The sequence below is a fragment of the Neisseria sp. P0021.S007 genome (assembly GCF_051956855.1).
The window spans coordinates 436,424-450,309 of record NZ_JBQCXA010000001.1; the positions used below are offsets into that span (position 1 = coordinate 436,424).

The 13,886-nt window shown below is 50.5% G+C and carries 10 protein-coding genes; 2 read left to right on the forward strand and 8 right to left on the reverse strand.

Features of this window, described 5'->3' with window-relative positions; all coding sequences use genetic code 11:
* Positions 1–114 precede the first annotated feature (114 nt).
* Positions 115–3,519, forward strand: coding sequence for a transcription-repair coupling factor (gene mfd / locus ACTHUR_RS02065; protein ID WP_049336826.1), 3,405 nt, complete (start codon positions 115–117; stop codon positions 3,517–3,519).
* Between the two features lie 269 nt (positions 3,520–3,788).
* Positions 3,789–4,253 carry a hypothetical protein gene (locus ACTHUR_RS02070; RefSeq protein ID WP_049336811.1) on the forward strand — a complete coding sequence of 155 codons (465 nt, stop codon included), beginning with the start codon at positions 3,789–3,791 and terminating at the stop codon, positions 4,251–4,253.
* Between the two features lie 208 nt (positions 4,254–4,461).
* On the opposite strand, the gene ACTHUR_RS02075 is transcribed toward ACTHUR_RS02070, so the two are convergent.
* The 8 genes from ACTHUR_RS02075 to ACTHUR_RS02110 all read right to left on the reverse strand — a co-directional run bounded on the left by ACTHUR_RS02075 (position 4,462) and on the right by ACTHUR_RS02110 (position 13,752).
* Complete coding sequence (locus ACTHUR_RS02075) at positions 4,462–4,764, reverse strand: ArsR/SmtB family transcription factor (protein ID WP_049336810.1); 303 nt, start codon at positions 4,762–4,764, stop codon at positions 4,462–4,464.
* A gap of 79 nt (positions 4,765–4,843) precedes the next feature.
* Positions 4,844–5,365: a rhodanese-like domain-containing protein gene (locus tag ACTHUR_RS02080; RefSeq protein WP_440361124.1), complete on the reverse strand. Its 522-nt coding sequence runs from the start codon at positions 5,363–5,365 to the stop codon at positions 4,844–4,846.
* A 12-nt stretch (positions 5,366–5,377) separates the two neighbouring features.
* Positions 5,378–5,572, reverse strand: a complete 195-nt coding sequence (locus ACTHUR_RS02085) for a YgaP family membrane protein (RefSeq protein ID WP_003746314.1) — start codon at positions 5,570–5,572, stop codon at positions 5,378–5,380.
* A 445-nt stretch (positions 5,573–6,017) separates the two neighbouring features.
* Positions 6,018–8,114: a TonB-dependent receptor plug domain-containing protein gene (locus tag ACTHUR_RS02090; protein ID WP_049344199.1), complete on the reverse strand. Its 2,097-nt coding sequence runs from the start codon at positions 8,112–8,114 to the stop codon at positions 6,018–6,020.
* 311 nt (positions 8,115–8,425) lie between these two features.
* The gene (gene cls / locus ACTHUR_RS02095; protein WP_070504698.1) at positions 8,426–9,919 is read right to left on the reverse strand and encodes a cardiolipin synthase; all 1,494 of its coding nucleotides are present in this window, start codon (positions 9,917–9,919) and stop codon (positions 8,426–8,428) included.
* A gap of 144 nt (positions 9,920–10,063) precedes the next feature.
* A complete protein-coding gene (hemE, locus tag ACTHUR_RS02100; protein WP_070504695.1) occupies positions 10,064–11,125 on the reverse strand; it encodes a uroporphyrinogen decarboxylase in 1,062 nt (353 codons plus the stop codon).
* A gap of 135 nt (positions 11,126–11,260) precedes the next feature.
* Positions 11,261–12,484, reverse strand: coding sequence for a heme biosynthesis protein HemY (locus ACTHUR_RS02105; protein ID WP_070695663.1), 1,224 nt, complete (start codon positions 12,482–12,484; stop codon positions 11,261–11,263).
* A complete protein-coding gene (locus tag ACTHUR_RS02110; RefSeq protein WP_224783372.1) occupies positions 12,481–13,752 on the reverse strand; it encodes a uroporphyrinogen-III C-methyltransferase in 1,272 nt (423 codons plus the stop codon). Before ACTHUR_RS02110 ends, ACTHUR_RS02105 begins: the two co-directional genes overlap by 4 nt.
* Positions 13,753–13,886: the final 134 nt, after the last annotated feature.

A 13,886-nucleotide genomic window follows, 5' to 3' on the forward strand; every position in this document is an offset into this window, starting at 1 on the left:
CTTTTAAACCTGTATCCAGTAAAATTGAAAATCTATTTGATCGCTAAAGGCCGTCTGAAAATTTTTCAGACGGCCTATGGTGCTTGTATTTACTTACTTACAAACTGTTTTGTCATGACCTATCCGATTCCCAAACCTCGTGAAAAATCCCGTTGGCTCAATCTGTCTCAAGGCTCGCTGCCCTTGGCTTTGGCGCGTTATCTGCCGCATAAGCAGCTCAAGGTTGTCTTGACCCAAGATGCGGAACAGGCGCTACGCCTTCAGACGGCCTGGCTGTTTTTCCGTCCGCACGATACGGCGGTATTCCTGCCGGACTGGGAAACGCTGCCTTACGAGCGTTTTTCACCGCATCAGGATTTGGTGTCGGAGCGCTTGTCAGCATTGTGGCAGATTAAAAGCGGCACTGCGGATGTGTTGTTCGTACCGGTTGCCACGGCGATGCAGAAGCTGCCACCCGTGCCGTTTCTGGCAGGGCGTACGTTTTGGCTGAAAACAGGGCAGACTTTGGATATAGGCCGTCTGAAAAGTGATTTGGTGGATGCAGGTTATAACCATGTTTCCCATGTTGTCGCGGCAGGCGAGTTTGCCGTGCGCGGCGGTATAGTCGATTTGTTCCCGATGGGCAGCGAAATACCGTACCGCATCGATTTGTTTGACGATGAAATCGACAGCATTAAAACCTTCGATACTGAAACGCAACGCACCATTTCCCCCGTTTCCGAAATCCGCCTGCTACCGGCGCACGAGTTTCCCACCGACAGCGAGGCGCAAAAGATTTTCCGCAGCCGCTTTCGTGAGGAAGTCGATGGCAATCCGAACGATGCCGCTGTGTACAAAGCCGTCAGCAACGGCCACTTCGGCGCGGGCGTGGAATATTATCTGCCGCTGTTTTTTGAAAACGAGCTGGAAACGCTGTTTGACTATATCGGCGAAGATGCGCTGTTTGTCTCTTTGGGCGATGTTCATGCCGAGGCAAACCGTTTTTGGAGCGACGTCAAATCGCGTTACGCCATGGCACAGGGCGATGAAACATATCCGCCTTTGCTTCCACAGCATTTGTATCTCTCTTCTGATGTCTTTGCAGGCCATCTGAAAAACTACGGACAAGTGCTGCCCGATGTTTCCGGCAAGGAACACACCCTGCCCGACCTTGCCGTCAACCGCCAATCCGACGAGCCGTTGCAGGCATTGAAGGATTTTCAGACGGCCTTTGAAGGACGGATTTTGCTGTGTGCCGAAAGTCTGGGACGGCGCGAAACCATGCTCGGTTTCTTGCAGCAAAACGGCTTAAAAGTCAAAAGTGTATCCGACTGGCAGGGCTTTTTGTCGGCACATGAGCCGCTGATGATTACAGTGGCGCCGTTGGCTTACGGGTTTAAATTAGAAGATCAAAACATCGCGGTCATTACCGAATCCGATCTTTATCAATATGTTGCCCGCTCACGCAAACATCATCGTAAGAAACACGCCGCCGTTTCAGACGGCCTGTTGCGCGACCTTGCCGAAATCAATATCGGCGATCCTGTTGTACACGAAGAACACGGCATCGGGCGCTATATGGGCTTGGTCACAATGGACTTGGGCGATGAAACCAACGAAATGATGTTGCTCGAATACGCGGGCGAAGCGCAGCTTTATGTGCCTGTTTCGCAGCTGCATTTAATCAGCCGCTACTCCGGTCAGGCGCATGAAAACGTTACTTTGCACAAGCTCGGCAGCGGCGCGTGGAACAAAGCAAAACGCAAAGCTGCCGAAAAAGCGCGCGATACCGCCGCCGAGTTGCTCAATCTCTACGCCCAACGCGCTGCCCAATCGGGATACAAGTTTGAAATCAACGAGATGGACTATCAGGCGTTTGCCGACGGTTTCGGCTATGAAGAAACCGAAGACCAGGCCGCCGCCATTGCCGCCGTGATTAAAGATTTGACGCAGGCGAAACCTATGGATCGCCTCGTGTGCGGCGATGTCGGCTTCGGCAAAACCGAGGTCGCCCTGCGCGCCGCGTTTGTGGCGGTAATGGGCGGCAAACAGGTCGCCGTACTTGCCCCGACCACGCTTCTGGTCGAGCAGCACGCGCAAAACTTCGCCGACCGCTTCGCCGATTTCCCCGTGAAAGTCGCCAGCCTTTCGCGTTTCAACAACAGCAAAGCCACCAAAGCCGCGCTGGAAGGCATGGCGGACGGTACGGTCGATATCGTTATCGGCACGCACAAATTGGTGCAGGACGACATCAAATTCAAAAATTTAGGTTTAGTGATTATCGATGAAGAACACCGCTTCGGCGTGCGCCAAAAAGAGCAGCTCAAACGCCTGCGCGCCAATGTCGATATCCTCACCATGACCGCCACGCCAATTCCGCGCACCCTCAGCATGGCGCTCGAAGGTCTGCGCGACTTCTCGCTGATTACCACCGCACCCAGCCGCCGCCTCGCCGTCAAAACCTTTGTCAAACCCTTCAGCGAAGGCAGCGTGCGCGAAGCCGTGTTGCGCGAACTCAAACGCGGAGGACAAGTGTTTTTCCTGCACAACGAAGTGGATACCATCGAAAACATGCGCGAGCGGCTGGAAACCCTGCTACCCGAAGCCCGCATCGGCGTGGCGCACGGACAACTGCGCGAGCGCGAGCTGGAGCAAGTCATGCGCGACTTTTTGCAGCAAAGATTCAACGTGTTACTCTGTTCCACCATCATCGAAACCGGTATCGACATCCCCAACGCCAACACCATCATCATCAACCGCGCCGATAAATTCGGGCTGGCGCAACTGCATCAGCTTCGCGGGCGCGTCGGCCGCAGCCATCACCAAGCCTACGCCTACCTGCTCACGCCCGAATACATCACCAAAGACGCAGAAAAACGCCTCGACGCCATCGCGGCGGCAGACGAACTCGGCGCAGGTTTCACCCTCGCCATGCAGGATTTGGAAATCCGCGGCGCCGGCGAAATCCTCGGCGAAGGGCAGTCCGGCGAAATGATACAGGTCGGCTTCACACTCTATACCGAAATGCTCAAACAAGCCGTGCGCGACCTCAAAAAAGGCCGCCAGCCCGACCTCGACGCGCCGCTGGGCATCACCACCGAAATCAAACTGCACAGCCCCGCCCTGCTGCCCGAAAGCTACTGCCCCGACATCCACGAACGGCTCGTCCTCTACAAACGCCTTGCCGTCTGCGAAACCGTGCAGCAAATCAACGCCATACACGAAGAACTCGTCGACCGCTTCGGCCTGCCCGAACAACCCGTCAAAACCCTCATCGAAAGCCACCACTTACGGCTTGCGGCAAAAGAATTAGGCATTGATGCCATTGATGCGACCAGCGAAGCGGTAACGGTAACCTTTGGTAAAAATAACAATGTCGATCCAACCGAAATCATCCTGCTGATTCAAAAAGATAAAAAATACCGCCTTGCCGGAGCCGATAAGCTGCGATTTACCGCAGAGATGGAAAATATCGAAGTGCGGATTAATACGGTGAAGAACGTATTGAAGACTTTGAAAGACAGGGTGATAGCAAAGTAGAGGCTAGTGAAAAAAGGTCGTCTGAAATGATTTTTCAGCTTTCAGACGACCCTTTATAAAGACGATATGGAATATAAAAGCAATTAATCTTGTCAAATCTTTTAACCGCGTGCGTCCCAAACGTTCACTATAAATAGACTTCATGTAGGCTATGACTTGCTTAAACGCTCCGTCATCGCAATTTATTGTTATTTCAACGATAATATCGGGTTACAATCTAACATTTAGATTAAATTTATTCAGACAAACAATTATTTGGAGACAATAAAATGCTAGATGAAAAAAATAAGCTAATTTTTCAAACTTGTTTATTGCTGGTTCGTCATATTACAAATTTAGTTGAACACGAAAAGAGTACAGGAGTACGAATAGGTTACCATAGCCGAATATTCGATTCTTTATTACACCCACAAGAGTATTTTATTTCTTTAGGGAAATCAGAAAAATTATTAGATGGGGTTCAGGGTCGTATTGAGCACGTTGTCCCTTGTGCGTATATAGTTGAAAAGCTTGAAGAGTTAATTAAGGAGCAAAAATATACACAAGAAGAATTGGCGCATGCATTACAGAAAAATTGGAAGGTGGCACATATTACGAAAGAAGAAGCAAAGTTTATGGACTTCAATTTAAAACTCAAATCCACCATGCCAAAAGATTGGGATTTTATGACAGGAAGGCCTGAAATTAGATTGGAAGCAGCAGGAATCAGATTAGTCCCTAACAATCCACATTAAACAACACACGCTCATATTTACGTTGTTTATTTCAAGTGGCACACGATAGCAAGCCATAGCCTGCATTAAACCTGTAGGCAGGGTGTGTGCGGTACGCACGCGAGCTTTAAGTGTAAATATAGAAGCAGTATAAAAAGGTCATCTGAAAATAAATACAATAAAGGCCGTCTGAAAAATTTTCAGACGGCCTTCCTATTCCGGCAATATTTCAAGATTTTTCTGCGCAGAAAAAGGAATACAGCAACTGTATCATCTTGGTTACCCTCGGGTCGGCAATGTAATATTGCCGTTCCCGATGGTTCACTTCAAACGATACCAAACCGGCTTCACGCAGTAGGGCTAATTGGCTGGACATTGCCGCTTGTGGCAGTCCGGATGATTCAGCCAACTCGGTTACATTGTGCGGCCTTTCATGTAGTTTGCACAATACGGCGAGGCGGTTGGGATTGGCCAGTAGTTTGAGAAAAGCGGTGGCTTCTTCGTAGGGTGGTTGATTGTCGGCAGTGGTCATTTTTCACGCTTGTCGGCAAATGAGGAGGTCGAATTATCAGTCATAATAGTCTTAGCAGCAACTTTCAGACGGCCTTTGCTTAATGATTCCATGGCATTTTGGCCAGCAGGCGTGCCATGCCGCAGAATCCGGTTAACCCCGCCGTTAACAGGCCTGCACCGACCATTACGTCTATCAGATAAAACCAAGGCGATACCAGCCAACCTGCCAGCACGCCCAACAGAATCAAACTGCCCGCAATGGTTTGCACCTGCCGCATGATGTCCGGTGCGGCACGGTCGGCAACAGTAGGAAGCCCTGCAGCCTTCCATGCCTGTAAGCCGCCTTCTAGAATATAGCATTCTCGACCTTGGCCAAGCACTGACAATATTGTTTCTGCCCGTGTTGTACGTTTGCCGCTCAGGCAATAAAAAATCAGGCATGGGGCTGTATCATCGGGCAGTTTGTCTCGCTGCTGTTCAGGCGGAAGGGATAATGCACCGCCAATATGCCTGCCCCGATATTCGGCTTGGCTTCGGATATCGACTGCCAACGCGTCCTCACGGATTTTTGCCGTAGCTTCGGAAGGCGTGATTCGCGGGAGTTGTCCGACCGTACTCATGTTTTGTCTTCGTTATTTTTTGTTGATGCGGCAGGTGTTGATGCCCAATAAGCTGTACAGTGCGCAGTTGCCAATCAGTGCTGTGCCCAGAGGGACGATGCCCAGCCAACCCCACCAGCCAATTTGTCCGGTAGCGGCTGCAGCAATCAGCGCTACGCCGATAACAATACGGATTACGCGATCCAAAGTACCCAAGTTTCGTTTCATTTTATTGCTCCTTGTTTCAGAATGAATTGTCTATCAATAAATATATATAACAAAAATCATATATGAGAAATATTATAGCTTTAAAGATGACTTTGTCAAATGGTTTACAGTAAAAGTGTAATGAATATTTGGATTGTATTTTTAAACTCCAACGTCATGGTTAAATGTAAAAATACAGCCTTATATTTTCAGACGGCACTGGAGATGATCTATATAATATTTTATTTATATTGGAAGAATTGGTAGTCAGTTTTCAGAAGGAATCAAATCATGACCGATTTGGAAAAGAAGCCCAATGGAGAAGATTTGAAGACTGGATAATCCGTTGTGTAACTAGAAAGGGAGAGGAGATACTTTAAAATCAAATTGTCTACGAATTATAAAAGGCCGTCTGAAAACTGAATTTCAGACGGCCTTTGGTTTCTTTATAACGTCGTTCGTATCATCAGAAACGATAGTTCACGCCCAAGGCAAACTCGCGGCCGCGTTCGTAGAAGGGCATGCGTCCGTTGCCGTCAGGGAAGCGTTGGCTGTGCGAACGGTATTGCTTGTTGCCGATGTTGTTGACGGCGAAGTTGACGTTCAGGTTGTCTTTTTTCAGCGGCTGCCAGTTGGCGTAGATGTCGTGTACGCCGTAGCCTGATTTCTTGCCGTGTATCGTGCCTTGTCCGCGGGCGACGTCGGTGTATTTCACGCTTTGGGCGTAGCGGCCGCGCCAGCCGATTTCGAGTTTGGGGTTTTCAAACTGATAAGACAGACCGGTCAGCCATTGGCGGCCGGTGTTCCAGAAGGTGAACGAGCTTTCGTGGTCTTCCGCTTGAATCGGGCTTTCGCCGTAGTACATTTCGCCGTTCAGACGGGGTTTGACGTAGGACACGCCGGCGCGCGCGGTCAGACCGCCCCAGCGGTAGGATGCGTCAAGTTCGTAGCCGTAGGTTTTGAGCGTGCCGCCGTTGTAAATCTTGCCGCGTTCGGTGATGGAGGCGGTGTTGTTGTTGATTTTTGCCCAACGGTAGACGATGAGGTCTTTGATGCGTTGGTGGAACACGCTGCCGCTGACGTTGAAGTTATCGTTGCGCCATTTGAAGCCGAGTTCGGCACGGCGGGCGGTTTCGGCTTTGAGGTTGCTGTCCAAATCGGCGGCGGCGCCTGCGCGTTCGTTAGCCAACAGGGCTTCGTTCAGGCGGGGCGCGCGGCTTGCCTGATTGAGGTTTGCCAAGAGCGAGAAGTTGTCGTTGATGTCCCAAATCGCGCCGATGCTGGGGTTGAGCTGGCCGTGGGACGCGCTTTGTCTGCTGGCGGCGTTGTATTTGAAATGGTCGTAACGCAGGCCGGTGGTCAGGGTAACGGGGTGCAGGTTCCAGATACCTTCCGCGTACACGCCGTATTCGGATTTCTTCTCTTTGTCGCGGTCATACAGGCCGAGAATCTTCAGCCACGCGCCTTTGTCGGACGGCTCGGAGGTTTCGTGGCGGTAGTTGACGCCGTATTTCACCATGTGTCCGTCGCCGAAAGAGCTGGCGAGGTTCAGATTCGCGCCGGTTGCTTTGATTTTGCTTAACTCAAGCTGGCCAATGGGAACGCCGCCTTGCGCCGTGCCGGAAGCTTGGGCTTTTGGAGAAGGAGCGCCTTTAGGCGGTTTGGTGTCGTCGGTGTTGATTTGGAAGACATTGGCGTCGATTTTGTCGATGAAGCCGACGTTGCGGCCACGGTATTCCAGATTGTAGGTCTGCTCTTTTTGATAAGTGCCGTCCACGCCGACGTAGCTGTCAACGTTTTGGAACTCGGCTTTATCGGTGCGGTTGCCTTTTTGGTATTCCTGACGGTAGGTCAGGCGGATGCCGTGGTCGTCGTTGAAGTCGTAGCCGATTTTGGCGAGGTAGCTGTGCTGTTTCAGACGACTGCCGTGGTTGACATTGCCGTTGCCGTCTTTGTAGTCGCGGTTGTTGAGGAAGTTGCCTGCAAACAGGGCATCGAAGCCGTTTTGATAGCCGTAAACCGCCGCGTTGCCGGTTGAGCCTTTATTGCTGCTCAAGCCCGCGCCGAGTTTGAAACCGAAAGGTTTGCCGTCGGTCAGCAGGTCTTTCGCGTCAACCGTCGTCACGCGGATGGTACCGCCGACCGCGCCCAAGCCCGCGCTCGCCGCGCCCGTGCCTTTTTCGACGTTGATGCTTTTCACCAAAGCAGGGTCAAGCTGGAAGCGGCTTTGGTGGTGGAAAATTTTGGTGGATTGGCTGGTGCCGTCCACTTCCAGATTAATTTTGTCCTCGCCGACGCCGCGGATGCTGTAAAACTGCGCCACGCCGTTGCCACCGCCGACATCCATACCGATTTGGTCTTTCATGACTTGTTTCAAATCGGTCGAAGTCTCGCGGTCAAGCTGGTTGCGGGTAACGCGGGTCGGTACGGCGGTACCGGTAACCTTAATTTCATTCAGTTCGGCAGTTTCTGCGGGGTGCGTATTTTCGGCATGGGCGAAGCCTGTTGATAGTGCGAGTGTAATGAGACTAAGGCGGAATACAGGAAAAGAGGTTTTATTCATGATTTTTCCCAAGGAATAAAAAATTGACCGCTTATTCTAATTATTTTAATAATGATTATCAAACTACAAATAAATGTAAAAGAACATATTAGTCTCATTTTGATTTGTAGTTTGAATATTTTTATAAATATCAATCGGTTTATTTATGGTTAAATTTTGTAAAACTATTTTAAGAGAAAATATAGTGAGGCTTACTTTTTTGAAACTGAAGAAAAGGGATGAGTTGAATATTTATCGATGATCAATATTGTGTATAGGTGTTTTAAAAGGCCGTCTGAACAGTGCTTTCAGACGGCCTCACTACTTCTTTTTTACAGCAAAGGACTCATCAGGCGGACGGCATTTTCTACGAGGCCGCGGAGTTTGGAGCGTTGTTGCCATGATTTGATGGCAATGTAGCTGCTGTTTTTGAGGTAGTCACGTTGGAGGTTGCAGATTTGTTTGGTGGTGTCGCGATCGTAGATGGCGAGGCTGATTTCTAGGTTGAGGAAGAAACTGCGCATGTCCATGTTGACCGTACCGAAGAGGGAGTAGTCTTCGTCAATAGTCATGGTTTTGGCATGTAGAAGACCACCTTCAAACATGGCGATTTTGACGCCGGCTTCCAGCAGCATAGGGTAGTAGGCGCGTGAGGCGTAGCGTACCATCAGTGAATCGACTTTGGCGGGCAGTATCAGGGTTACTTTGACGCCGCGTTTGGCGGCGACGGTTAATGCCATGAGAAGCGGCTCGTCAGGGACGAAGTAGGGGGTGGTAATTGTGATTTGTTTGGTAGCGGCATAGATGGCGCTGATGATGGTTTCGTAGATGACGAAGCTGCTTTGCTCGGGGGCGGAGGGAATGATTTGGGCAACAATATTGCCTTGCTGCATTTTTTCGGGAAGGATTTGGGGCAGCAGGTTTTTTGCTTGGTTGAGGTATGTTTGTACGTTTTGGAGGTTTTTATCGGTTTCGACGGCAAGGTCGGCGAAGAAGACGGCTGACAGCTCCAGTACCATAGGCCCTGTGCAACGCATCATGGCATCTATCCATTCGCCGACGCCTGAGTTTTGTTTGAAGTAGCGCGGATCGACGAGGTTGAAGCTGCCGGTGTAACCGATTTTGCTGTCGATAACGAGGATTTTACGGTGGTTGCGCAGGTCGGTGCGCGTGAATAACGTACGCCAAATGCCGACAGGCAATGAGGTATGTACTTCAACGCCTGCTTGGCGCAGTATCTCTACCCAATCGCTTTCAAGAAAGCTCCTGCTGCCGACGGCATCGGCCAATATGGAGCAGTCTACGCCTCTGGCTTTGGCGGCAAGGATTTCATTTAGAATTTCTTCGATGCGGCCTTTGGGTTCGATAATGTAAAAGGCCAACAGGCAGGAATGGGCTGCGGCGCGTATGTCGGCAAGCATGCTGTCGATGATTGCATCGGTGGTCGAGAGCAGGCTCATGGCGTTGCCTTTGGTTGCGCCCAGCCCCGTTCCTTTTTCGGCAACTTTACTGATGCCGTGGTAACGTGATTTGACTTGGTCGGCAATGTCGAGATAGATATCGGCTAGATGGGTGGCGGCAAAGTTGCGGTAGAAGCGGTTCATTTCGCCGGTACGTTTGGCGCGGGCTGTGCCGAGACGAGGCTCGCCGATAAGGATGTAGGCGATGGTTCCGAATACGGGGAAAAGGAATAGGATAATCAGCCAGGCGAAGGTTGAGCCGATGTTTTTTTGTTTATACAACACGCGCAGCATGCAGACGAGTGCGGCGCAGGTGTGGGCGAAGATGAAAATTTCGGTCCAGGTGATGTCTTTTAAAAAATTCATATTCGGTAGCGGGAGTGGATGTGTTTTAAGTTTGAAGGTGTCAGCTGATAAGCTTCAGATATTAAGTATATAGAAAAACCGTCTGAAAACAAATTTACACGATAATTGTGTTTTTGTTTTCAGACGGCCTTTGCGTTGTTTCCATTAACGGTGATACTGACGGGACAGTTCGTGTACGGTATCGACCAAAATTTTGGCGTGTTCCGGGTCGGCGTGTTGATTGATGCCGTGTCCGAGGTTAAATACATGGCCGCTGCCGTTGCCGTAGTCGGCAAGGATGCGTGCGACTTCGGTGCGGATAGATTCCGGTGTGCCGAAGAGGGCAAACGGGTCGAAGTTGCCTTGCAGGGCAACTTGTTCGCCGACGCGACGGCGTGCTTCGCCGATGTTGTATGTCCAGTCCAAGCCCAATGCATCTGCACCGATTTCTGCCATGCTTTCCAGCCATAAGCCGCCGCCTTTGGCAAATACGATAACAGGCACGCGGCGACCTTCGCTTTCGCGTTTGAGTCCGGCAACGATTTGTCGGATGTATTTCAGGCTAAACTCTTTAAACGCTGCATCGCTCAACACGCCGCCCCAAGTGTCGAAAATTTGTACGGCTTGTGCGCCGGCATCGATTTGGGCGTTGAGATAAGCGGTAACGGCTTGGGCATTGGTGTCGAGGATTTTATGCAGCAAATCAGGACGCGAATACATCATGGTTTTAATGGTGCGGAATTCTTTGCTGCTGCCGCCTTCAACCATGTAGCAGGCGAGTGTGAACGGGCTGCCGGAGAAGCCGATGAGCGGAACTCGGCCGTCCAGTGCTTTACGGATGGAAGTTACGGCATCAAAGACGTATTGCAGTTTTTCCATGTCGGGAACTTGCAGTTTTGCAATGTCGGCTTCGTGTTGCAAGGCGCGTTCAAATTTCGGGCCTTCGCCTTCGGCAAAATACAGGCCCAAACCCATGGCATCGGGAACGGTCAGAATATCGGAAAACAGAATTGCTGCGTCCAGATCAAAACGTTCTAAAGGCTGGATGGTAACTTCGGTTGCCAGCTCGGTGTTTTTGCACAAATCGAGAAAGCTGCCTGCGCGTGCGCGTGTGGCTTTGTATTCAGGCAGATAGCGTCCAGCTTGGCGCATCATCCAGATGGGAGTGTATTCGACAGGTTGTTTGAGCAGGGCGCGGAGGAAAGTGTCGTTTTTCAGAGCAGTCATGATAAATAGGCTTTCTGATTTGGTATGTTGGACAAAGTTCAGACGGCCTTAGATATGTATAGAGGCTGTCTGAAATGATTAAATGGTTGGTTTTGTTGTAGATTTCATATTGTCGCTTAATGCGAAATCAGCACATCAATTTGGTTGAGGAAGGGCTGCCGGATGTTCTTCTTCGGCCACGCTTTCCAAAACTAGATTGCGTTGTTCTTGCGCTTTTTGCGGTTGATCGGTTTCATCAAACACGCGAGCCAAGACCAAATGTGCGGATACGCTGGGTTGCAGGGCGATACTGGCTTCGAGGTAGCCCTGGGCTTTGCCCCAAAGTTTTCGGCCGTAGGCCAGTTGGCCAAGATACATCAACAGCAGTGCATTGTCGGGTTGTTCCTGTAACCAAGAGTCTGCTAAGTCGATGGCTTTTTGTTGCTCGCGCTCGCTTAGGAAACGCACGGATTCGACAAATGCCTCCAAAAGCTCGGGCTGGCGGGTTTGCAGATAATGGGTTTTAACCCATTTGACTGCATCGGCATACAAACCCAAACGCTCGTATTTTTCGGCAATCGCGACGCACAATTCGCCAGACTTCACACTTTCGGGAATCTGTTTCAAACAGGCTTTCAGACGGCCTGCATCGGTTACTTCGCTCAAGAGGCGGCGATATGCCCAGTTTTGATACTGTTCGGCTTCGTAATCGTTGATGGCGCCGGCTTTGACCAGTTTTTCCGCTTTTGCCAAGACATCTGAAGCATCGCCGTGATCAAAGGCATAACGTAATTGCAGACGCACCAAGCGGCTCAAGTTGCCGTTGATTTTTGCTGCGGCTTCAAGGTTTTGTGCGGCAGTCGGATAATCGCGGCGGCTCAGTGCAGATTCGGCCAGCAAAAGATGACGGGAAAGCTGTTGTTTTTGTGGCAGGTGTTCGATTTCGTGTAGGTAGCGGTCGCGCAATTCGAAGTTTTCCATTTGGTCGGCTGCGTGCGCGCCCAACATCAAAGCCAGGGTGCGGTTGTCGCCGGCTTCTTTGTTTTGCAAGACTTTGGCAGCTTCTTGTTCGGCTTTTTCAAAACGACCTTCAAAATATGCCAGACCTGCGCTGTTCAAAGAGGCAGAAGCCTGACGGCCTTTGCGGGCAATGCCGAAGCGTTGCATACGCGCCGGAAGGTTCAAGAGGCCGAACACGAATTTAACCAGGAAATACAAAACGAATACGCTCAATAGCAGGCCTAAAACAAAGGCATGCAGATTGATACGTAGCATGGTTTGCTCAACCACGACATACACGTTACCTGTATAAATGCCGGAAGCCAACGCTAAACCAACGGCGGCTGCAAACAGAATGACAATCCAAACGACGGTTTTCATGCTTGCTCTCCTTTAATTTTGGCAGCAGGCTTGGTTTGGTTTTGTGGTTTGGCAGCTTCAGCGGCCGGTTCTTTTTTGTTTTCAGACGGCAAAGCAGGTGCTTCCAGAGATTGAGGTGCAGAAGCGGCAGTGGGTGCAGCAGTTGTGGCTTGTTCGGTAGCTGCAGCCGGAGCGGAAGCGGTTTTCTCGGTAGCTTGGGTTTGTGCAGCTTCTTCGGTCGTCATTTGTGTACGCGAACCTTCTTGATAAGCGCGAACGGCGCTCAAGCTGGCTTTCAAGCTGTCGTCTGAGATCATGCGGACATCAAGGGCTTTGAGTTCGGCCAACTCTTTCAACCATGACTGGGTAGCAGGGGATTTGCTGTCGAAGTATTGTTTTACAGTTGCTTCAACGTTGTTCAAATCGCTTTGATACACTTCGCCGTTGTGTTGCAACAGGGCAATGCGCGCATCCAAAAGGCGCAGGCGCAGGTTTTCACGGATGAAGTAGGTTTGATCGGGTGAAATCAACATGGCGTCGTTGCTGTCCAGATGACGGACTTCAACCAAGCCTTTGAGGGCATTGAGGGATTTTTCCCATGTGTTTTCCCACCAAGTTCCTGAATTGGCGGCTTCGACAGGCGCGGCACCTGGTTTCAATACGCCGTCCAAAACCAAAGGCAGGCCTGAAATACCGGTTTCCAAACGGTCGATACGCAAGGCAGTGGCGGAAATATCGACATAAGGACGGTTTTTCAGCGCGGCCAAATCATTGCTGATGGCTTGCTTGATGGGGATAAGCTCAGGCTGTTCAAAACGGCTTAAGCGGCTGTCGATGTGTTCCAATACGCTGACCGCGCCTTGAAGGTTGCCTGACAGCATCAATTGTTGCGAAGCAGTGTTCAACATGGATTCGGCTTCGTCGACCAACCAGTTGATACGACCTTTGAGTAACTCTTGATAAGCTTTCTGCGTTTGCAGGATTTGATCGCTATTGTTTTTTTGACCGTTGTTCAGGCGGTCTAACTCGGCCTGAATAGCGGTTTGGCGGTTGAGGTTGTCTTTTAAAAGGCTGGCGTTTTCAGATTCGCCCAATGCGGCTTTGTCGATTTTTTGGTTGAATTCGAGCTCTTGGTTTTTTAAAACATTTTGACCCTGTACAAACAGGAATCCGCTCGCGCCCAAGCTAAGCAGTGCCAAGACGGTTGCACCTGCAGCCAAGGCTTTGCCGCCAGATTGTTTGATGATAACAGGGGCGTTGTTTTGTGGGAGATTGTTGGACTCGGTCATGCTCGCCTCCACTCGCTGAGGTTGGGTAGGTTTGATTTGTTCAGAAGGCCTGGTGTTTTCAGAACGTTCAGGCGCCGGAGCTGCCGTATTGGCAACTTGTTGGGTATCTTTATTGTCTTCGACTGGGTTCACTG